The sequence below is a fragment of the Janthinobacterium agaricidamnosum NBRC 102515 = DSM 9628 genome (genome assembly GCF_000723165.1).
In the GTDB taxonomy this organism is placed as follows: domain Bacteria; phylum Pseudomonadota; class Gammaproteobacteria; order Burkholderiales; family Burkholderiaceae_D; genus Janthinobacterium; species Janthinobacterium agaricidamnosum.
Window position 1 is genome coordinate 326543 of the sequence record NZ_HG322949.1, and the last position, 20524, is coordinate 347066.

17 protein-coding genes and 1 rRNA gene are annotated in these 20524 nt (G+C 59.0%); 11 read left to right on the top strand and 7 right to left on the bottom strand.

What is annotated here, in order from left to right; genetic code table 11:
* The first annotated feature begins 33 nt into the window (after positions 1–33).
* Positions 34–146 (top strand): 5S ribosomal RNA (gene rrf / locus GJA_RS01265).
* Between the two features lie 137 nt (positions 147–283).
* Here rrf and GJA_RS01270 read toward each other — a convergent pair.
* Positions 284–844, bottom strand: coding sequence for an acyloxyacyl hydrolase (locus GJA_RS01270; protein ID WP_038498291.1), 561 nt, complete (start codon positions 842–844; stop codon positions 284–286).
* Between the two features lie 111 nt (positions 845–955).
* On the opposite strand from GJA_RS01270, the gene GJA_RS01275 reads away from it, so the two are divergent.
* Positions 956–1858, top strand: a complete 903-nt coding sequence (locus GJA_RS01275) for an NAD(P)-dependent oxidoreductase (protein WP_277914386.1) — start codon at positions 956–958, stop codon at positions 1856–1858.
* 4 nt (positions 1859–1862) lie between these two features.
* On the opposite strand, the gene GJA_RS01280 is transcribed toward GJA_RS01275, so the two are convergent.
* On the bottom strand, positions 1863–3056 hold the full coding sequence (locus tag GJA_RS01280) for a M20 aminoacylase family protein (RefSeq protein ID WP_038487878.1): 1194 nt from the start codon (positions 3054–3056) through the stop codon (positions 1863–1865).
* 211 nt (positions 3057–3267) lie between these two features.
* Between GJA_RS01280 and GJA_RS01285 the strand changes: the two genes are divergently transcribed.
* The 5 genes from GJA_RS01285 (at position 3268) to GJA_RS01305 (ending at position 11953) form a co-directional block, all read left to right on the top strand.
* Positions 3268–5343 carry a molybdopterin-containing oxidoreductase family protein gene (locus GJA_RS01285; protein WP_038498297.1) on the top strand — a complete coding sequence of 692 codons (2076 nt, stop codon included), beginning with the start codon at positions 3268–3270 and terminating at the stop codon, positions 5341–5343.
* Positions 5344–5360: 17 nt separating this feature from the next.
* Positions 5361–6419 (top strand): aminopeptidase, encoded by a 1059-nt coding sequence (locus tag GJA_RS01290; protein ID WP_051780119.1) that lies wholly within the window; start codon positions 5361–5363, stop codon positions 6417–6419.
* 319 nt (positions 6420–6738) lie between these two features.
* Positions 6739–8421: a long-chain-fatty-acid--CoA ligase gene (locus GJA_RS01295; protein WP_038487882.1), complete on the top strand. Its 1683-nt coding sequence runs from the start codon at positions 6739–6741 to the stop codon at positions 8419–8421.
* Positions 8422–8516: 95 nt separating this feature from the next.
* Complete coding sequence (locus tag GJA_RS01300; RefSeq protein ID WP_038487885.1) at positions 8517–10187, top strand: long-chain-fatty-acid--CoA ligase; 1671 nt, start codon at positions 8517–8519, stop codon at positions 10185–10187.
* Between the two features lie 674 nt (positions 10188–10861).
* Positions 10862–11953, top strand: a complete 1092-nt coding sequence (locus GJA_RS01305; protein WP_038487888.1) for a porin — start codon at positions 10862–10864, stop codon at positions 11951–11953.
* A 154-nt stretch (positions 11954–12107) separates the two neighbouring features.
* Here the strand turns inward: GJA_RS01305 and GJA_RS01310 are convergent, their stop codons facing one another.
* Positions 12108–12947, bottom strand: coding sequence for an IclR family transcriptional regulator domain-containing protein (locus GJA_RS01310; RefSeq protein ID WP_038487891.1), 840 nt, complete (start codon positions 12945–12947; stop codon positions 12108–12110).
* A 136-nt stretch (positions 12948–13083) separates the two neighbouring features.
* On the opposite strand from GJA_RS01310, the gene GJA_RS01315 reads away from it, so the two are divergent.
* From GJA_RS01315 to pcaF, 3 genes are read left to right on the top strand one after another with little or no spacing between them, the layout of a single operon-like run.
* Positions 13084–13749: a 3-oxoacid CoA-transferase subunit A gene (locus GJA_RS01315; protein ID WP_038487894.1), complete on the top strand. Its 666-nt coding sequence runs from the start codon at positions 13084–13086 to the stop codon at positions 13747–13749.
* Positions 13746–14387 (top strand): CoA transferase subunit B, encoded by a 642-nt coding sequence (locus tag GJA_RS01320; RefSeq protein ID WP_038487896.1) that lies wholly within the window; start codon positions 13746–13748, stop codon positions 14385–14387. Before GJA_RS01315 ends, GJA_RS01320 begins: the two co-directional genes overlap by 4 nt.
* A 3-nt stretch (positions 14388–14390) precedes the next feature.
* Positions 14391–15593: a 3-oxoadipyl-CoA thiolase gene (pcaF, locus tag GJA_RS01325; RefSeq protein ID WP_038487900.1), complete on the top strand. Its 1203-nt coding sequence runs from the start codon at positions 14391–14393 to the stop codon at positions 15591–15593.
* A gap of 168 nt (positions 15594–15761) precedes the next feature.
* Here the strand turns inward: pcaF and GJA_RS01330 are convergent, their stop codons facing one another.
* The 4 genes from GJA_RS01330 to GJA_RS01345 form a co-directional block, all read right to left on the bottom strand.
* Positions 15762–17126, bottom strand: coding sequence for an MFS transporter (locus GJA_RS01330; protein ID WP_038487903.1), 1365 nt, complete (start codon positions 17124–17126; stop codon positions 15762–15764).
* A 22-nt stretch (positions 17127–17148) separates the two neighbouring features.
* Positions 17149–17607: a cache domain-containing protein gene (locus GJA_RS01335; RefSeq protein WP_038487906.1), complete on the bottom strand. Its 459-nt coding sequence runs from the start codon at positions 17605–17607 to the stop codon at positions 17149–17151.
* Between the two features lie 187 nt (positions 17608–17794).
* The gene (locus GJA_RS01340) at positions 17795–18034 is read right to left on the bottom strand and encodes a hypothetical protein (RefSeq protein ID WP_038487909.1); all 240 of its coding nucleotides are present in this window, start codon (positions 18032–18034) and stop codon (positions 17795–17797) included.
* Between the two features lie 26 nt (positions 18035–18060).
* A complete protein-coding gene (locus GJA_RS01345; RefSeq protein ID WP_422567924.1) occupies positions 18061–18423 on the bottom strand; it encodes an acyl-CoA thioesterase in 363 nt (120 codons plus the stop codon).
* 136 nt (positions 18424–18559) lie between these two features.
* Between GJA_RS01345 and GJA_RS01350 the strand changes: the two genes are divergently transcribed.
* Positions 18560–20416, top strand: a complete 1857-nt coding sequence (locus tag GJA_RS01350; protein ID WP_038487916.1) for an ABCB family ABC transporter ATP-binding protein/permease — start codon at positions 18560–18562, stop codon at positions 20414–20416.
* Positions 20417–20524 lie beyond the last annotated feature (108 nt).

Consider the following 20524-nt stretch of genomic DNA (forward strand, 5'->3'; position numbering starts at 1 on the left):
TCCAGCAGGAGACAAGTGTCAGTACAAGTTATGCCTGATGACCATAGCAAGTTGGTCCCACCCCTTCCCATCCCGAACAGGACCGTGAAACAACTCTGCGCCGATGATAGTGCTGCAACCAGTGTGAAAGTAGGTTATTGTCAGGCTAGTTATAAAGAAGAACCCCCTTCCGGTGATCCGGTTGGGGGTTTTTTTACGTCTGCCGGTTTTGCGCTTGGCGTGACAAAAAAAGAGGAAGCAGGCTTGCGGCCTGCTTCCTCTTTTTTGTTTGAGCCTGGATCGATCAGAAGTGGTAAGCCGCTTTGACGTTCAGGAAGTTTACGCCGCTGTTCGGCTTTTTGTAGCCGCCGTTCGAGAAATGCTGGATCTTCATGCCCACTTCCCATTTGTTGTCGAACACGTAGCCGATGCCGATATGGTCGCCGAACTGGAAGTGGGTCGATAAACGGTAGCTGGCATTGTCATACAGCTTGGATAGCATGTGTACGCCGATGCCGCCTTCAGCATAGAAACCTTTTTTGTCGTCGCGTTCAAACCGGAAGACCGGGGTGAAACCGATATCGTACAGGTGCTGTTTTGCGCCTTCGACGTCTTGATAGCGGTTGGCGCGCCAGGCACCGGCGCTTGCATCCCAGTAGCCGCTCAGGTGCGTGCCGTTCGATTGGAACCAGCGCTGGCTCCAGTCTGAAGTTACGCCGGCGCGTACCATCTGGGTCTGGGTGCCGGTGGCGAATTCGCCGTAGACCGAATCGATCAGCTTGTCGTCGGCGGCGAAGGCCGCGTGGCTGGCCAGCAAGGTAGCGGCCAGCGCCAGGGATTTTAATGCTTGATTCTGGAAGGACATATATTCTTTCATCGTAAAATTAGCCATCGGTGTTGTGCGGCTGATTGTAGTGGAATTGCCAAATTCAGTACCTATTTTACAATTACTTAATATTAGGAAACAGGAACCACAGTGACATACTCTACAAAGATCGCTTTCCTCGGTACAGGTTTGATGGGCGAACCGATGGCAGGCCGTTTGCTGCAAGCTGGCTATTCTGTCACAGTTTGGAATCGCACGCTGAGCAAGGCTGAAGTGTTGTTATCTTTGGATGCAACGGTTGCACGATCCATTCCTGAGGCTGTATCCGATGCCGATATCGTGATCTCGATGCTGGAGGCCGGCCCGGTTGTCGGGCAGGTGATCGCCAGCGCCTTGCCGGCGCTGGCGCCCGATGCCCTATGGGTCGACATGAGTTCGACCAAGCAGGCTGAAGCGCAGCAATTCCATGCCCGGTTGACAGCGTGTGGCCGCGGTTTCATCGATGCGCCGGTGTCGGGCGGCGTCGGCGGTGCACAAGCGGGCAGCCTGGCGATCATGGCCGGCGGCAGCGCCGTGCATTACGCGCGCGTCGAAGCGATCTTGACGGCGATGGGACGGCCAACGCTGGTCGGTCCGGCCGGCAGCGGCCAGGTCGCCAAACTGTGCAATCAGTTGATTGTCGGTGCAACACTGAATATCGTCGCCGAAGCCTTGCTGCTGGCACAGGCGGCGGGCGCCGATCCAGCGGCCGTGCGCGGCGCGATACGCGGCGGTTTTGCCGACAGCCGGATACTCGAAGTCCATGGACAGCGCATGCTTGAGCGTAATTTTGTCGCCGGCGGCCAGGTTAAAAGCCAGCTCAAGGACATGCATAACATCCTGGCCGCCGCCGATGCCGCCGGTCTGCATTTGCCGGTGACGCAACTGGTCACCGAACGTTATGCGTCGATCGCCGAAAGGCATGCAACCGCCGATCATTCGGCCGCGCTGTTGGCGTTGGAAGCATTAAATCCGGGCCAGCGCCTGGGTGGCCGCCCGGATCAATTGTCGTAGCGAGTTACTGAGGCGCCAACGCGGTTTCCGCCAGCCGGACCCAGAAACTGGCGCCGATCGGCAGCAAGTTATCGTTGAAGTCGTAGCTGCCATTGTGCAACACGCACGGGCCGAGGCCATGGCCGCCATCGCGGTGAGCGCCGTCGCCATTGCCGATGAAAATGTAGCAGCCTGGCTTTTCTTGCAGGAAAAAGGCAAAGTCTTCAGCGCCCATCGTCGGTTCGACGTGGTCGTCGACATTTTCCGCGCCCACTACCGCTTTCATGACTTCCACCGCGAACGCGGTTTCCCTGGCATGATTGACCAGCGGCGGATAGTTGCGCTTGAACGCGAATTCGACTTCCGCATCGAAGGCGGCAGCCGTATGCTCTGCGATCGTCCGCATGCGTTGTTCGATCAAGTCCAGCACCGGACCGGTAAAGGTGCGCACCGTGCCGATCAGCGTCGCTTCATCAGGAATCACGTTGGTCGCGCTGCCGGAATGGATTTGGGTGATCGACAGCACCGCGGTATCGAGCGGGCTTTTGTTGCGCGTGATTACGGTTTGCCAGCTTTGCGCGATTTGCACCGCGACCATGACGGGGTCGATACTGTTGTGCGGCTGTGCCGCGTGGGCGCCCTTGCCTTTGATCACGACGTGGAATTCATTGCTGGACGCCATCATCGGCCCTTCGACCACGCTCATGGTGCCGGCTGCCGCGCCTGGCCAGTTATGCATGCCGTAAATCGCATCCATCGGGAATTGCGTAAACAAGCCATCTCGTATCATTTCGCGCGCGCCGGCGCCGCCTTCTTCGGCCGGCTGGAACACCAGGTAGACGGTGCCGTCGAAGTTGCGCTGGGTGGCCAGGTGATGCGCCGCGCCGAGCAGCATGGCGGTGTGGCCGTCGTGGCCGCAGGCGTGCATCTTGCCCGGATGGCGCGATGCATGCGCGAAAGTATTAATTTCCTGCATGGGCAGCGCATCCATGTCGGCGCGCAAGCCGATGGCGCGTGGCGAGCTGCCATTCTTGATGATGCCGACCACGCCGGTGCGGCCCAGGCCGCGTACCACCGGAATGCCCCATTCCGTCAGCTTGGCGGCCACCAGGTCGGAAGTACGCTGTTCCTCGTAACACAGTTCGGGATGCGCATGCAGGTCGCGGCGTATTTGCTGCAGCTCTGATTGAAACGCAATGATGGGATCAACTAGTTTCATCTGACTCTCCTGTATAGGCTAGCGCTGTTATCCGTTATGCCGCGCTGATCGTCAGGCATCTTCGATCGGAAAAATGCCCGCATAATCATGCATTGTAGCCGCTGTTCAGCTTGAAAATCCAGCACAGGGACCAGCGGCGCCAGATCCATCCCGTCAATGTGGAAATGGTTTACAGTATTATCTTCACTATACGCTTGATTGGATGACCCAGATGACCTCGACCGTAGTTCGCGCCACCTGCCCCCACGATTGCCCCGATACCTGCGCCTTGCTGGTGACGGTGGACAATGGTGTGGCCACCGAAGTCAAGGGTGATCCCGACCATCCGACTACCGCCGGCGTGCTGTGCACCAAGGTGGCACGCTATACCGAACGCACGTATCACGCCGAGCGCCTGCTGTATCCGCTGCGCCGCATCGGCAAGAAAGGCGAGGGCAAGTTCGAACGCATCAGCTGGGACGAGGCGCTCGACACCATCGCCGCGCGGCTCAAAGCAGTGGCGGCCAGGTCGCCGCAAGCGATTTTGCCGTACAGCTATTGCGGCACGATGGGACTGGTGCAGGGCGAATCGATGTCGTCGCGCTTTTTTAACCAGTTGGGCGCATCCTTGCTGGACCGCACCATTTGCGCGACGGCCGGCGCCACCGGCTACCGCTACACCATCGGCGCGTCGATCGGCACCGACCTGGAACAATTCCAGAATGCCAAATTGATCTTGATCTGGGGCGGCAATCCAATCGCCTCCAATCTGCATTTCTGGACCCGCGCGCAAGAAGCCAAGCGGCACGGCGCCAAGCTGATCGCCATCGATCCCTACCGCTCGCTGACGGCCGACAAATGCCACCAGCATATCGCCTTGCTGCCTGGCACCGATGCGGCGCTGGCCTTGGGCATGATGCATGTGCTGATCGCCGAAGACTGGATCGACCACGCGTATGTCGCCGATTACACGCTCGGTTTCGAGCAATTAAGCCAGCGCGCCGGCGAATGGCCGCCGCAGCGCGTGGCCGAAGTGTGCGGCATCACGGCGCAGGAGGTGGTCGGGCTGGCGCGGCTGTACGGTCAAACCGTCAAGGATGGCGAAGGCGCGGCGATCCGCGCCAATTACGGCCTGCAGCGGGTGCGCGGCGGTGGAATGTCGGTGCGCAACATCGCCTGCCTGCCGGCATTAGTCGGCGCGTGGCGCCATCCGGCTGGCGGCATCCAGCTGTCGACCAGCGGCTCGTTTCCCGTCAACCGGGCCGCGCTGCAACGCCCCGACTTGCTGAAAAATAAGCCGCGTACCATCAATATGAGCACCATCGGCGATGATTTGCTGCGCGAGTCGTCCAGCGCATTCGGGCCGAAGGTTGAGGCGGTGATTGTCTACAATTCCAATCCGCTGGCGGTGGCGCCGGACTCTTCGAAGGTCGAGCAGGGTTTTGCGCGCGAGGATTTATTTACCGTGGTGATGGAGCATTTCCAGACCGATACCGTCGATTACGCCGACATCGTGTTGCCGGCCACCACGCAGCTGGAACATGTCGATGCACACTTGGCGTATGGCCACTTGTACATGATGGCGAATAACGCGGCGGTAACGCCAATGGGCGAAGCCAAGCCGAATACCGAAGTGTTCCGTTTGCTGGCCGAGCGCATGGGTTTTGACGATCCGTGTTTCAAGGAAAGCGACGATGCGCTGGCGGCCCAGGCATTCGATGCCGGTCATCCGCGCGCCGTGCATTTCGACTGGGAATCATTGAAGCGCAGCGGCTGGCAAAAGCTGGCCATGCCGGATGCGCCATTCGCCCGCGGCGGTTTTGCAACGCCATCGGGCAAATGCGAGTTTTATTCGGCGGCGATGGCGGCCGATGGCCTCGATCCCTTGCCGGCTTATATACCCCCGTACGAATCGTCGGCCAGCAACCCGGTGTTGGCCGCCAAATATCCGCTGGCGATGATTTCTCCACCAGCCCGCAATTTCATGAATTCAACCTTCGTCAATGTCAAAAGCCTGCGTTCGGCCGAAGGCGAACCGCATTTGGACATGCACCCGGAAGACAGCGCCGCGCGCGGCATCGGGCCGGGCGACATGGTGCGCATCTTCAATGACCGGGGTTCTTTCGTGGCCAAGGCCAGGGTCACCGACAAGGCGCGGCGCGGCCTGGTGGTCGGCTTGTCGGTGTGGTGGAAAAAGCTGGCCAGCGACGGCAAGAACGCCAATCAGGTGACCAGCCAGCGCCTGACCGACATGGGCCGCGCGCCGACGTTCTACGACACGCTGGTGCAGGTCGAAAAGGCCACCTGACTATCATGGCGGCCACGATGCGAGCTGCTCCCCGGTTGGCGCGCGGCGTCGCGCTGACGCTGCTGACGATGTTGCTGGGCGGTTGCACGCAACTGAGTTATTACGCGCAAGCTGCCAAAGGGCAATATTCGCTGTGGTCCGACGCGCGTCCGATCGAAGAATGGCTGGGCGATCCGGCCACCGATGCGCGCCTCAAGGAACGGCTGGAAAAAGCCCGCCAGATCCGCGCCTTCGCGGTGCAGGAACTGGATTTGCCGGACAATGGCAGCTACAAGAACTATGCCGCGCTGAAACGGCCTTATGTGTTGTGGAATGTGGTGGCGACGCCGGAATTATCGCTGAAACCGTTGCAATGGTGTTTCCCGATCGCCGGCTGCGTCAGTTACCGTGGCTATTACAGCAAGGACGATGCCCAGGCTTATGCGCGGCAATTGCGTTCCCAACATTACGATGTGCAAATCGGCGGCGTGCCAGCGTATTCCACGCTGGGCTGGTTCAACGATCCGCTGTTATCGACCTTCATCCATTACAGCGACGCCGAACTGGCGCGCATGATTTTCCATGAACTGGCGCACCAGGTGGTATATATACCGGGCGACTCTTCGTTTAATGAATCGTTTGCGATGTCGGTCGAACAGGCTGGCGTGCAGCTGTGGCTGGAGCATTATGGCAGCGACCTGATGCGCCGTAATTATGAGCAATACATGGCCAGGCGCCAGGATTTCCTGGCGCTGCTGCTGAAATACCGGCATGCGCTGGAAGTCAATTACGACAGCGCAGCGCCGGTGCCGCGCAAGCTGGCGGAAAAGGCGCGCATCTTTACTGCTTTGAAAGATGAATACCTTGTTTTGAAGCAAAACTGGGGCGGTTATGCCGGTTATGACCGCTGGTTTGCTGAACCGCTGAGCAATGCACACCTGGTCTCGGTCGCCACCTACAATGATTTCTTGCCGGCCTTCAAAAAATTACTTGTCGAAAAAAAGACCTTTCGTGCTTTTTATGCTGCGGTGCACACAATGGCACAACGCGATCTGGCTGAGCGCCGTCGCGTCCTGGAGCAATTGAACCGCCCCTGACTGTAAAAGTTTCACTACAGTGATGACGCCAAGGAAAGTAAAACATCGTATTTTTTGTGCTGCTATGCAGCACAAAATGCCCCTGAAAAGCTTGTTCAAATACTAGCAAAAGCGCTTGCATCGAAGGGCGCTGCCCGATAGCATCACATTAGTAGCGTAATAGAGCGCTCGCTCGCCAGAAGCATTCGTTAGTCTGCCTGCCCCCGGAATTCGACGCCTGAGCCACTGCAAGTCGATACCCAATTGGCCGGTTGCATGTTTTCCGACCGGCATTTGTGCGCCGGATCCCATAACGATAATTCGAGACATGAGGCACAGGATGGAAAAAATTTGGCTGAAGTCGTATCCCCCCGGCGTTCCCACTGACATCGATCCCGATCAATATCGTTCCTTGGTGCATTTGCTGGAAGAATCCTTTCAAAAATATGCCGACCGTCCTGCCTATGTTTGCATGGGTAAATTCCTGAGCTACGCCGAACTCGACACTTATTCCAGGCAACTGGGGGCCTTCCTGCAAAGCCGCGGCTTGAAAAAGGACGCGCGGGTGGCGATCATGATGCCCAATGTGCTGCAATATCCGGTCGCCATCGCCGCCATCTTGCGCGCAGGCTATACGGTGGTGAATGTGAACCCGCTGTACACGGCGCGCGAACTGGAACACCAGTTGAACGATTCGGGCAGTTCGGCGATCATCATCCTGGAAAACTTTGCGACCACGCTGGAGCAAGTGTTACCTAACACGACGGTAAAACACATCATCGTCGCCAATATGGGGGAAATGCTGGGCGGCTTGAAAGGCGCGATCGTCAATCTCGTGGTGCGCAACATCAAGAAAATGGTGCCGCCGTTTTCTTTGCCGAACGCCATGCGTTTTAACAAGGCATTGTCGCTGGGTAGCGGCATGAAGTTGACGCCGGTCGAGCTGGCGCTGACCGACCCCGCGTTCCTGCAATACACCGGCGGCACCACCGGCGTCGCCAAGGGCGCCACGCTGACGCACCGCAATGTGATCGCCAACGTGCTGCAAAGCGAGGCGTGGGCGATGCCGGCGCTGGTCAGGGCGCCGGTGGTCGATGAATTGACGATCGTCTGTGCCTTGCCGCTGTACCATATCTTTGCGTTGACGGCGTGTGCAATGTGGGGCATGCGTGTCGGCGCCCTGAATATCCTGATCCCGAATCCGCGCGATATCGGCGGTTTTATCAAGGAATTGCGCAAATATAGGTTTAATATCCTGCCCGCGGTAAATACCTTGTATAACGCGCTACTGAATCACCCCAATTTTGCCAGCCTGGATTTTTCCGGCTTGAAAACCGCCAATGGCGGCGGCATGGCGGTGCAGCAAGCCGTCAATGACCGCTGGCTGGAAACTACCGGCGTGGCCATCATCGAGGGTTACGGCTTGTCCGAAACGTCGCCGGTGGCCACCTGCAACCGCTCCGACAGCAGCGAGTTTTCCGGCACCATCGGCTTGCCGCTGCCATCGACCGACATCGCCATCCTGGACGATCACGGCCAGCCGGTGGCGCTGGGGCAGGCGGGAGAAATCGCGATCCGCGGCCCGCAAGTGATGGCCGGTTACTGGAACCGGCCGGATGAAACCGCCAAGTCGATGACAGCCGACGGCTTCTTCAAGTCGGGCGACATCGGCATCATGAATCAGGACGGTTACGTGAAGATCGTCGACCGCAAGAAAGACATGATACTGGTGTCCGGTTTTAATGTGTATCCGAACGAACTGGAAGGGGTGATCGCAAGCCATCCCGGGGTGCTGGAATGCGCGTGCATCGGCGTGGCGGATGAACACTCCGGCGAAGCGGTCAAGGTGTTTGTGGTGCGCCGGGACCCGAACCTGAGCGCGGATGAACTGATGGCTTATTGCAAGGAGCAATTCACCGGCTATAAAAAGCCGAAACACATCGAGTTCCGCGAGGAGTTGCCGAAGTCTAATGTCGGCAAGATTTTGCGGCGCGTGCTGCGCGATGAAAAACAGGCGGCATGAAAGTAGCAAGAAACGATAGCGACAAGAACGTTGAGACAGGGGGCGTGCAGCGGCGCGTCCTCTTTAATAAATATAGAAAATAGATGAGGCAATAGATGGACAAGATTTGGTTAAAGTCATACCCCGACAACGTCCCTGCGGAAATCGATATTACCCAGTTCCGTTCGGTCACCCATTTGCTGGAAGAATCGTTCCACAAATATGCCGACAGCACAGCTTTTTCTTGCATGGATAAATCCATGACCTACCGTGAAGTGGATCAGTTGTCGCAACGGATGGCGGCCTGGCTGCAAAGCCGTGGTTTGCAACCGGGCGCGCGGGTCGCGATCATGTTGCCGAACGTATTGCAATATCCCGTCGCGATGGCGGCGATCTTGCGTGCCGGCTACACCGTGGTGAACGTCAATCCGCTCTACACGCCGCGCGAATTGCGCCATCAATTGATCGATTCGGGCGCCGAAATCATCATCGTGCTGGAAAACTTCGCCACCACCGTGGAGCAGGTGCTGGCCGACACCCAGATCAAGCAGGTGATTGTCGCCACGATGGGCGATTTGATGGGCGGCCTGAAAGGCATGATCGTCAATTTAGTGGTGCGCAAGATCAAGAAAATGGTGCCTGCGTATTCCTTGCCGGGCGCGATAGCATTCAATACCGTGCTGTCCGAAGGGGCGCGGCTGACGTTGAAACCGGTCACGCTGGGCCATGACGATATCGCCTTCCTGCAATACACCGGCGGCACCACCGGGATCGCCAAGGGCGCCGTGCTGCTGCACCGTAATGTGATCGCCAATGTGCTGCAAAACGAAGCGTGGCTGGACATGAAGCCACAAGCGGAACAGGTCGTCTTCGTGTCGGCCTTGCCGCTGTACCATATTTATTCGCTGACCGTCGGCGCTTTCATGGGCATGCGCATGGGCGGCTTGAATGTGCTGATCCCGAATCCGCGCGACATTCCCGGTTTCGTCAAGCAATTGGCTAAATTCAAGGTCACCGTATTCCCGGCGGTGAATACGCTGTACAACGCGCTGCTCAATAATGCCGATTTCGCCAAGCTCGATTTTTCCAGCTACAAGGTGTGCAACAGCGGCGGCATGGCGGTGCAGCAAGTGGTGGCGGACCGTTGGCTGAAGCTGACCGGCACGCCGATCATCGAAGGTTATGGTTTGTCGGAAACTTCGCCGGTGGCGACCGCCAACCGGGTCGACATCAAGGAATTCACCGGTACCATCGGTTTCCCGCTGCCATCGACCGAAGTGGTGATCCTGGACGACGATGGCCAGCCGGTACCGTTTGGCCAACCGGGCGAAATTGCCATCCGCGGCCCGCAAGTGATGGCCGGTTACTGGAACCGGCCGGATGAAACCGCCAAGTCGATGACGCCTGACGGTTTCTTCAAGACGGGCGACGTCGGCATCATGGATGAGCGCGGTTGTACCCGTATCGTCGACCGCAAGAAAGACATGATCATCGTGTCCGGCTTCAATGTGTATCCGAATGAAGTCGAGGGCGTGGTGGCGGCCCATCCGGGCGTGCTGGAAGTGGCGTGCATCGGCGTGCCGGACAAGAATGCCGGCGAAGCGGTGAAACTGTTCGTGGTGCGCAAGGACCCGAATTTGACGGCGGAACAGTTGCTCGATTTCTGCAAGCATGAATTGACGGCTTACAAGAAACCGAAATACATCGAGTTCCGCGATGAATTACCGAAGACCAACGTCGGCAAGATCTTGCGCCGCCAATTGCGCGATGAAAAGGCAGCGGCTTGATGCGAAGATAGCTCCGAAGGCAGCAACTGATGTTTGTGCACATCGAATATCGGGCCATGCCTCAGGATGTGTTCAAGATCTTCTGAGCAATACCGCGCTGAATGAACTGCAAGCTGGCATGGAGCCATCGCTCGCAGTTCTTCCACAGTCGTCTGTTTCAGTGCCGGGCACGGCAATGGCGTGGGTAATCCTTGTGAGTCCACGCCCATATGACACGGGTACCTGAAACCCGTCTGCCCACGCCGTAATCTCTGCTACCGGCCGTATCCTTGTTTTTCACGCTTCGCGCGCCCAGGATCAGCAGCGCCGGCTTGCTGCGCTTCCCCACGTTTCGCGGCAGCGGCAGGATTGCTTCAAACTTTACTCTTTTCCACGGCCTATCTGGAGCCTGTCCCGGTCGCGAATACATCGCCTGCCGAGCACCCTTGGGCAGCGTGGATCTTCGTGCTCCGTCGTCGCCTGGCTGGCCATGCGTCCTGCGCGCGCCTGGCCCACGCCAACGATGAGCAGCCAGCCGGCGACGCTTCCTAATGGATAGATTCTTGGCGACTGTCGCAAGCTTGCCATCCTACTTTCTTGACAATCGCTGATTGGAGTCATACTATCGGCGTATGTTCGATTGTCAATCTATAGTTCGATAATCGAACAATAAAATATAATAACAGGAGACAGTAATGAAACAAACTATGCGCGGTGTCATCGCGCTGCTGGCTGGGGCAGGTTCATGCGGGGCGATCGCACAAGGCAATGTGACCATGTACGGTCTGCTTGATACGGGATTGGCCTATGTCACCAACGTCAATCCGAACGGCGGTACGTTAGTGAAAATGCCTTCGCTGACGGGTTCCTTGCCGTCGCGTATCGGCGTGCGTGGCACGGAAGCTCTGGATGGCGGCCTGTCTGCGATGTTTACGCTGGAGGCTGGCTTGACCATGGACACCGGCGGCATGAGCCAGGGCAATCGTTTGTTCGGTCGCCAGGCCAGCGTTGGCCTCAAGGGCGACTTTGGCGCCGTCACCCTGGGGCGTCAGATCAATATGACGTATATCTCCAACCTGAAGTCGGACGTCATGGGGCCAAACCTGTTCTCCATCGGCAGTATTGACCCGTATCTGCCCAATGCGCGCAGCGACAATGCGATTGGCTACCTGGGCGACTTCAATGGCTGGATCGTTGGCGCCACCTATAGTACCGGCCGTGATGCTTCATCGGCTGGCGGCCCTGCAGCGACTGCCTGCGCCGGTGAAGTGGCCGGCAACTCCAGGGCATGCCGCCAGGTGACTGGTCTGTTGGGTTATGAAGTGCCGGCCTACGGCTTCAACGTCTCTTACGACATCATGTACGGTAATACCGGCGCCGCCAACGGCCTGACCGGCAGTAATAACAGCGACAAGCGCGTCACAGCCAATGGGTATTTCAAAGTCGGCAAAGGCAAGATCGGCGCCGGCATTATCGACCGCAGCACGCGCGCCGCCACCGGCCTGACCGAGTCAGACCTTTATTTTATTGGCCTGAACTATCCAGTCAACCGGTTCACCACGCTCGATACCCAGGTCGCGAAGAAGGATGTGAAAAACAGCGCTGACGACGCTACGCTGCTGGTGGCGCGCCTGACCTACCATCTGTCGAAACGCACTGCGCTCTATGGCGGCGTTGCGCGCATGAAGAATGCGGCGCAGTCGGCGGTGGCGCTGGATGCGGGCGGTACCGTCGGCACCGGCAAGAACCAGAATGGCGTCATGGCCGGCCTGCGCCACGCGTTTTAAGAACCTGTTTAATATTTTGGTGTCAAACGCTCCATGAGTTGAACTATGGAGCGGTAACGAAATGTCCAGAAAGATTTACCCGAGCGATATTAGCAGGGAACAATTTGAAGCGGTAAGAGGCATACTGGAAGGGGCAAGGCAGCATAAGCGGGTTCTAAGGCAGCAGTATCGAGAGTTCCTGCGCGCCGCGTTGCAGCACGGGCAGGAATTCCTTTTCCAGTTGCTCGATGCTGACGCGCGCTGCCTGCACGCCGACGTTGAGTGCCGCCAGTACGGCGCCTGAAGTGCCGCGTACTGGTACCGCGATCGAACGCAGACCCAGCTCCAGTTCCTCGTCGTTGATCGCATAACCGTCGCGCTGCACGTCAGCCAGAATGGTGCGCAGGCGCTTCTGGCTGACCACGGTCTTGTCGGTCATCGGACGCAGCTTGGTTTTCTGCAAGTAGGCGTCGAGTTCGAAGGGCGGCAGGTGCGCCAGCATCACGCGGCCCAGCGCAGTACAGTATGCGGGCAGACGGCTGCCGGTATTCAGGGCTACCGACATGACGCGCGAGGTCGCAGCGCGCGCCACGTACAGCACTTCGCCATCTTCCAGTACCGCCAGCGAGCTCGATTCATTGAGCGCGCGGCTGATGTTGTTCAGGTAGGGCTGGGCCGACACCGTCAGCGGCGTCGAGGACAGATAGGAATAGCCCAGGGTCAGGACTTTAGGCCGCAGCGAGAAGTTGTTCAGTTCCGCGCCCACGTAGCCGAGCTCGCGCAGCGTATGCAGACAACGGCGCACGGCGGCGCGCGGAATGCCGGTTTTTTGGCTGATGCCGGCAATGGTTTGCGGCTTGCGCGAATCGCTGAAAGCCTGCAGCACAGCGAGACCGCGCGCAAGCGAAGTCATAAAGCTGGGGTCGGTCAATGCATCGATCTGTTCGGCGATAGACTGTTCCCGGCCGTCGTCAATCTCTGCTGCTTCTGATGGTGTGTGAATGGCTGTAGACATAGCGTGATTTTAATACAGACAAAGAATCAATAGACGTTTTTCTGCTTGACCTTAGCTATCTCAAAGTCATACACTAGATGTGCGATAATCAATTAATAGTTCGATTATCGCACAATGTGTATTACTAAGGTTAACTATGATTGATAAAATTTTTGAATCGCTGGAGCGCGCCGTGGCGGATATCCACGACGGCGCCACGGTGATGATCGGCGGCTTCGGCAACGCCGGCATGCCGTCCGCCCTGATCGACGCCCTGATCGTCCAGGGAGCGCGTGACCTCACCATCGTCAACAACAATGCCGGCAACGGCGAGACCGGCCTGGCCGCGCTGCTGAAGGCCAAGCGCGTGCGCAAAATCATCTGCTCGTTCCCGCGCCAGGCCGATTCGCATCACTTCGATGCGCTGTACCGCGCCGGCGAAATCGAACTGGAACTGACCCCGCAGGGCAACCTGGCGGAACGCATCCGTGCCGCCGGCGCCGGCATTGGCGGCTTCTTCACGCCGACCGGCTACGGCACCCAACTGGCCGAAGGCAAGGAAACGCGCCTGATCAACGGCCGTCATTACGTGCTGGAGTCGCCGATACACGCTGACTTCGCGCTGATCAAGGCGTTGCGTGGCGACCGCTGGGGCAACCTGGTGTATCGCAAGACCGCGCGCAATTTCGGCCCCATCATGGCGATGGCCGCCAAGACCGCCATCGCGCAAGTACAGCAGGTGGTGGCATTGGGTGAACTGGATCCTGAAGTGATCGTCACCCCTGGCATCTTTGTCCAGCGCATAGTGAGGGAGGCAGCATGACGAACCGTTACACCCGCGACCAGATGGCCGCACGCGTGGCGCAGGATATCCAGGAGGGCGCATACGTCAACCTGGGCATCGGCCTGCCAACCAGGGTTGCCAACTATCTGCCGGCCGAGCGCGAAGTTTTCCTGCACAGCGAGAACGGTCTGCTGGGCATGGGCCCGGCACCAGCGCCGGGCGAAGAGGACGATGACCTGATCAACGCCGGCAAGCAGCCGGTGACGCTGCTGACCGGCGGGGCCTTCTTCCACCATGCCGACTCGTTCGCGATGATGCGCGGCGGCCACCTTGACATCTGCGTGCTGGGCGCGTTCCAGGTATCGGCCAACGGCGACCTGGCCAACTGGCACACCGGCGCGCCGGATGCGATTCCGGCGGTGGGCGGCGCGATGGACCTGGCGCTGGGCGCCAGGCAGGTGTTCGTGATGATGGAACAGCAGACCAAAACCGGCGCAAGCAAAATCGTTGAAGCGTGCAGCTATCCGCTGACTGCGATGGCTTGCGTGAGCCGCATCTATACCGACATGGCGGTGCTGGACGTGACCGCTGATGGCCTGGTTGTACGCGAAATGGCGCCTGGCCTGAGCTTTGACGAACTGCAGGCCGCGACTGCCGCGCCACTGACGAAAGGATAATCCATGACTGATGCATTTATCTGCGACGCCATCCGCACGCCGATTGGCCGCTATGGCGGTTCCCTGAAAGACGTGCGTGCCGATGACCTGGGCGCGATTCCGCTGCGCGCGTTGGTGGAGCGTAATCCGGGAGTGAAGTGGGATCAGGTGGATGACTTGATCTACGGCTGCGCCAACCAGGCCGGCGAAGATAACCGCAATGTGGCGCGCATGTCGCTGCTGCTGGCCGGTCTGCCGCAGGAATTGCCCGGCACCACCGTCAACCGTCTGTGCGGTTCCGGCATGGACGCGATCGGCATTGCCGCGCGCGCCATCCAGTCCGGCCAGGCCAGCCTGATGATTGCCGGCGGCGTCGAGTCGATGACCCGTGCGCCTTATGTCATGGGCAAGGCCGACAGCGCGTTCTCGCGTGGCGCCAGGATCGAAGACACCACCATGGGCTGGCGCTTCGTCAACCGGGCGCTGAAGGAAGCCTACGGCACCGAAACCATGCCGGAGACCGCTGAGAACGTCGCCGCCGATTACAAGATCAGCCGCGAAGACCAGGACAGGTTTGCACTGGCCAGCCAGAACAAGACTGCCGCCGCCATCGCGGCAGGCGTGTTCAGGCAGGAAATCGTGCCGGTGACGATTCATCAGAAAAAAGGCGATCCGCTCGTGTTCGCCCAGGATGAGCATCCACGCGCCACCACCCCGGAAGCGCTGGCCAAGCTGAAAGGCGTGGTCCGTGCCGATGGCTCGGTCACCGCGGGCAATGCCTCCGGCATCAACGACGGCGCCTGTGCGCTGCTGATCGCCAGCGCGCAAGCTGCCAAGGAAAATGGACTGCAACCGCTGGCGCGCATCGTCGGCATGGCCAGCGCCGGCGTGGCGCCGCGCGTGATGGGCATTGGCCCGGTGCCGGCGGTGCGGAAGTTGCTGCGCCAGACCGGCTTGACGCTGGAGCAGATGGATGTGATCGAGCTGAACGAAGCATTTGCCGCACAGGGCCTGGCCGTTCTGCGCGAGCTGGGTCTGCGTGACGACGATACGCGCGTCAACCCGAACGGCGGCGCGATTGCGCTGGGCCACCCGCTGGGCATGAGCGGCGCGCGGCTGGTGACGAGCGCGACTTATCAGCTGCATCGAACAGGTGGACGCTACGCATTGTGTACTATGTGTATCGGCGTCGGACAAGGCATAGCGCTGATCATCGAGAGGGTATAAATCCCGCGCGAGGTGATGCAACTGCTGGCCAGGCTGAAGCTGGCCGGACAGGCCAGCGACATCACCCGCGGCATGCCTTACGGCAAACATCATGTGATCATGCAGGCACATCTTGGTGATGAACCGGGCGGCCGGTACCGGCCGCATCGCTGCTGGATCCCAGGTTCCTCAGTGGCCGTTAGCGTTCGTAACCATCACCGGATCTGGTTTGTGACGGTCTGCCGCTTGTTTGATCAGCAGGGCCACCATGGAAACCAGCGCTGCCAGCGCAACCACGGTAAACACCTGGGCGAAGCCCACCTGGCGGCGAGAAAGTTCCGCGACCAGGAAGGAGCCGGCAATACCGCCGAAGCGGCCCAGACCCAGCATCCAGGCAACGCCGGTGGCCCGGCCGCGGGTAGGGTAGTAGGCCGCGGCCAGCGCTGGCAACGACGATTGCGCGGTGTTCATCAGGGCGCCGGCAACAAATACCACTAGCGTCAGCAAGCCGACATTGTCCGCCACCTGGCCGATTCCGTAAATCGCGACTGCCGTCAGTGCATAGCCGCTGGCAATCACGCGATTGGCGTTATAGCGGTCCATTAACCAGCCGAATAATACGGCGCCAACGCCGCCCAGCGGGAACAGGGCCGAAATCAGCGTCGCGGTCTTGGGCGTCAGGCCGGCATCCTTGAATAGCACCGGCATCCAGTTGACCAGAGCGTAGAAGATCATCAGACCCATGAAGTAGGCCAGCCACAGCATGCAAGTACCGACCAGGTAGCGCGGCTGGAACAGCATGGCGATACCGCTCTCGCCGTCAGCACTGTCGCTTTGACGGCCAGCTTCTTTCATGGTGAACGAGGTGGCCATGGCCGCGGTGGCGGAAATGCGGCTCAGCACCGCGCGAATGCGCCCGGCAGGATAGGCCTTGGCGACCATGTGGCGCACCGACTCCGGCAGCGTGAATAACATGACCAGCATGAGTACCAGCGGCGCAGCACCGCCGATTATCAGCACACTGCGCCAGCCCCAGATGGGGATCATCCATGCTACCAGGAACCCCCCCAGCGCAGCGCCCAGCGGGAAGCCGCAAAACATCGCGTTGGTCAGCGTTGCACGGCGTGCATCCGGGCTGAACTCGCTGGTCAGCGTGACTGCGTTCGGCATCGCCGCGCCCAGGCCCAGGCCGGTAATGAAGCGCAGTACAGTCAGTTCCTGCAGGCTGCTGGAAAATGCGGAGGCGCCGCAAGCGCTGCCAAAAATGAAGATCGACACCAGCAGGATGACGCGGCGGCCGTAACGGTCCGCCAGCGGGCCGGAGGTCAGGGCGCCGGCTGCCAGGCCAAACAGCGCCGCGCTCAGCACGGGAGCAAGATCAGGCTTTGCGATGCCCCAATCCTTCATCAGCGATGGTGCGATGAAGCCGATTGCCGCGGTATCGAAGCCATCCAGTAATACGATGAAAAAGCACAGCGCGAAAATCATCCACTGATAGCGGGAAAAGCGTTCGCGGTTAATAAAATCCAGGACGTCCAGAGCTTGCGTTTGCATGAGTGTCTCCCGAGTTAACTCTTTATTTTTTTTGGTAAATGCCGACGCCTACCCAGTACTGATTGGTGGCTTTGCGTACATAAGAGGATTTTTCCTCCAGCGCCTTTGTGACGGGATTGAGCCAGATGTAGTTGATCCAGGCGCTTTCGCCCGCCATGGCGCGATCACGCATTTCCTTGACGAAGAACTTGCCGTCGGCGTCCTTCAACTCGACCATGGCCCGGCCATTCAGCTTGGGGTTGGTCGCGTGGCAGATCATGCTGGCGCTGTCATTGTGTACAAAAACATAAAGATCGCCTTTGATATAGCCTGATTTGGCATCAGCAAAATCCTTGCAGGCATCTTCGATGCCTTTTTTCTGAATGTTCGCAACGGCTTTATCAACGAGCGCGATCGCATCGGATCTGTTGTTTTGTGCGTCCGATGGCGCCGCCACGGCGAGCGTGGCAGTTGCCAGCACGGGCAGAATGTAGCGTTTCATATTGTCTCTCGTTATTGTAGATTTGGATTCCGGTCGGAATCCGATTTTCAGCATAGTATAGATCTACAATGTACGATTAAGGGACATAAGTGCGATAATCGAACAATATTTTTTATTTCAGGATCATAAATATCCTCTTCATCGTGAGCCGGACACACGAGGGAAACAGCGTAGCGCAGGTGTGGTTTTACGCGAGATTGATCGAGCTGCCGGCAACTCGGGTGAGCTTCGGATAGGTGTTGTAAGGGCGCATCGGGCGCGTGCGCTGGTGGTTGGCCACTGTTGCGTCGGCCACGATAGGCGACACGGGCGCCAGCTTGTTTTCCTGCCAGTTTTTCAGCGTCTTCAGGCCGCTATGGCGCGCACTGAACGGACCGTCAGCGCGGCCAGACCGGCCAGCCGGCTCGACGTCTGCAGCAAGATGCAAGGTCCGCCCTCCATGCCGGGAGCGGCTCAGGAGAGCAGGGTTTCGATCGGTGGTACTTTGCGCGGCTTGCGGTTGGAATCGGTGGCGACATAGGTCAGCGTCGCTTCGGTCACTTTGACGATGCATGCCTGCAGGCGGTTACGCTCGGCATAGACTTCCACGTTGACGGTGATCGAAGTATTGCCGACCTTGACGATATCGGCGTAGAAGGTGAGCAGATCGCCGATGAAGACGGGGTTTTTGAAGACGAAGGAATTGACGGCGATGGTCGCGACGCGGCCGTTGGCGCGCCGCGTGGCCGGCAGCGAACCGGCGATATCGACCTGGGCCATGATCCAGCCGCCGAACACGTCGCCATAGACATTGGCGTCGGCCGGTCCCGGCATCATGCGCAATTCAGGCATTTTTCCTGTTGGAAGGCCGGCTGGCAGGCAGTTTTCGGACGGGATCGTGGGGGCGGTCATCGTGAATTCTCATGAAAGGCTACAATTGTCCAGATTGAACCATAAAAAGTCCCACTCTGCCATGCGCCGTCATCCAACTCCCCTCCCTCCGAATGCAGGCAACAGCGCCAAAGCGGCGCCGACGCGCAGCGATTTTGCCACCTTGAAAACCTTGCTGCCCTATTTATGGGTCTATAAATGGCGCGTGCTGGTAGCGCTGCTGTGTCTGGTCGGCGCCAAGCTGGCCAACGTCGGCGTGCCGCTGGTCCTGAAAAAACTGGTCGATGCGATGAGCATCACGGCCGCCCATCCGCAAGCGATGCTGGTATTGCCGCTGGGTATATTGGCGGCCTACGGTTTGCTGCGCGTGTCGACCACGATCTTTACCGAGCTGCGCGAATTCCTGTTCGCCCGCGTCACGCAGCGCGCCGTGCGCATCATTGCGCTGAAGGTGTTCCGCCATTTGCATGCGCTGTCGCTGCGTTTCCACCTGAACCGCCAGACCGGCGGCATGACGCGCGATATCGAGCGCGGCACGCGCGGCGTCGGTTCGCTGATTTCGTACACGCTGTTCAACATCCTGCCGACGCTGGTCGAGATCACGCTGGTGCTGGGCTACCTGGTGACCCATTACGATATCTGGTTCAGCGTGATCACCTTGGTCGCGCTGGTGCTGTACATCGGTTTTACCGTGTTCGTCACCGATTGGCGCACGCATTTCCGCCGTACCATGAACGACCTGGATTCGAAAGCCAATACCAAGGCCATCGATTCGCTGATCAACTATGAAACGGTGAAATACTTCGGCAATGAGGATTACGAGGCGCAGCGCTACGACGAAGGCTTGCAGCGGTTTGAAACGGCGGCCGTGAAATCGCAGACGTCTTTATCGCTGCTCAATACCGGCCAGTCCTTGATCATTGCCACTGCCGTCACGCTGATCCTGTGGCGCGCGACCCAGGGCGTGATCGACGGCAAGATGACGCTGGGCGACCTGGTGCTGGTGAACGCCTTCATGATCCAGCTGTATATTCCGCTCAATTTCCTCGGCGTGATTTACCGCGAAATCAAGCAAAGCCTGGCCGACATGGAACGGCTGTTTTCACTGCTCGATCAAAACCGCGAAATCGCCGATGCGCCGCAAGCGCTACCTCTGGTCACGCATGGCGCGCAACTGCAGTTTTCACATGTCGATTTCAGTTACGAGGCGAACCGGCAAATCCTGTTCGACGTCGATTTCACGATCGCCGCCGGCACCACCACGGCGGTGGTCGGCCATAGCGGTTCCGGCAAGTCGACCTTGTCGCGGCTGCTGTTCCGTTTTTACGAAGTCAACGGCGGCGCGATCACCATCGATGGCCAGGACTTGCGCAATATGACCCAGGATTCCTTGCGCGGCGCAATCGGCATCGTGCCGCAAGATACGGTGCTGTTCAACGACACCATCGAATACAACATCGCCTACGGCAAGACCGGCGCCAGCAAGGCCGATATCATTGCCGCGGCGAAGGCGGCGTCGATCCACGATTTTATCGAGAGCTTGCCGGACGGTTATGCCTCGATGGTTGGCGAACGGGGCTTGAAATTGTCGGGCGGCGAAAAACAGCGGGTGGCGATTGCCCGCACCCTGTTGAAAAATCCGGCCATCCTGATTTTCGACGAAGCGACGTCGGCGCTCGACTCGAAGGCCGAGCAGGCGATCCAGGCGCAACTGAAAGAGATCGCCAGGAACCGCACCACGCTGGTGATCGCGCACCGCTTGTCGACGGTGGCCGACGCCCAGCAAATCCTGGTGCTCGACCATGGCCGCATCGTCGAGCGCGGCACCCATCCATCCTTGTTGGCGGCCAACGGTTTATATGCGCAAATGTGGCAACGCCAGCAGGCACGCCAGGATGAAGACGAGGCCAGTGGCGACAAGCAGGAGGCGCTGGTATAAAACGTTTTCCTGGGCGGCGTGCAAAAAAAGCCACATTCAACGGTCGATTGCATATTTAGCCATGTTTATTTGGCGATATGGACGTGAATCGCTGATTCCAGAGCTAAA

Excerpts from the sequence above, each read along its gene's own strand:
- GJA_RS01300 (WP_038487885.1), top strand. The coding sequence starts at position 8,517 with ATGGACAAGATTTGGTTAAAGTCATACCCCGACAACGTCCCTGCGGAA.
- GJA_RS01290 (WP_051780119.1), top strand. The coding sequence starts at position 5,361 with ATGCGAGCTGCTCCCCGGTTGGCGCGCGGCGTCGCGCTGACGCTGCTG.
- GJA_RS01320 (WP_038487896.1), top strand. The coding sequence starts at position 13,746 with ATGACGAACCGTTACACCCGCGACCAGATGGCCGCACGCGTGGCGCAG.
- GJA_RS01350 (WP_038487916.1), top strand. The coding sequence starts at position 18,560 with ATGCGCCGTCATCCAACTCCCCTCCCTCCGAATGCAGGCAACAGCGCC.
- GJA_RS01285 (WP_038498297.1), top strand. The coding sequence starts at position 3,268 with ATGACCTCGACCGTAGTTCGCGCCACCTGCCCCCACGATTGCCCCGAT.
- GJA_RS01295 (WP_038487882.1), top strand. The coding sequence starts at position 6,739 with ATGGAAAAAATTTGGCTGAAGTCGTATCCCCCCGGCGTTCCCACTGAC.
- GJA_RS01345 (WP_422567924.1), bottom strand. The coding sequence starts at position 18,423 with ATGATGCCGGGACCGGCCGACGCCAATGTCTATGGCGACGTGTTCGGC.
- GJA_RS01335 (WP_038487906.1), bottom strand. The coding sequence starts at position 17,607 with ATGAAACGCTACATTCTGCCCGTGCTGGCAACTGCCACGCTCGCCGTG.
- GJA_RS01315 (WP_038487894.1), top strand. The coding sequence starts at position 13,084 with ATGATTGATAAAATTTTTGAATCGCTGGAGCGCGCCGTGGCGGATATC.
- GJA_RS01330 (WP_038487903.1), bottom strand. The coding sequence starts at position 17,126 with ATGCAAACGCAAGCTCTGGACGTCCTGGATTTTATTAACCGCGAACGC.
- GJA_RS01270 (WP_038498291.1), bottom strand. The coding sequence starts at position 844 with ATGTCCTTCCAGAATCAAGCATTAAAATCCCTGGCGCTGGCCGCTACC.
- pcaF (WP_038487900.1), top strand. The coding sequence starts at position 14,391 with ATGACTGATGCATTTATCTGCGACGCCATCCGCACGCCGATTGGCCGC.
- GJA_RS01280 (WP_038487878.1), bottom strand. The coding sequence starts at position 3,056 with ATGAAACTAGTTGATCCCATCATTGCGTTTCAATCAGAGCTGCAGCAA.
- GJA_RS01310 (WP_038487891.1), bottom strand. The coding sequence starts at position 12,947 with ATGTCTACAGCCATTCACACACCATCAGAAGCAGCAGAGATTGACGAC.
- GJA_RS01305 (WP_038487888.1), top strand. The coding sequence starts at position 10,862 with ATGAAACAAACTATGCGCGGTGTCATCGCGCTGCTGGCTGGGGCAGGT.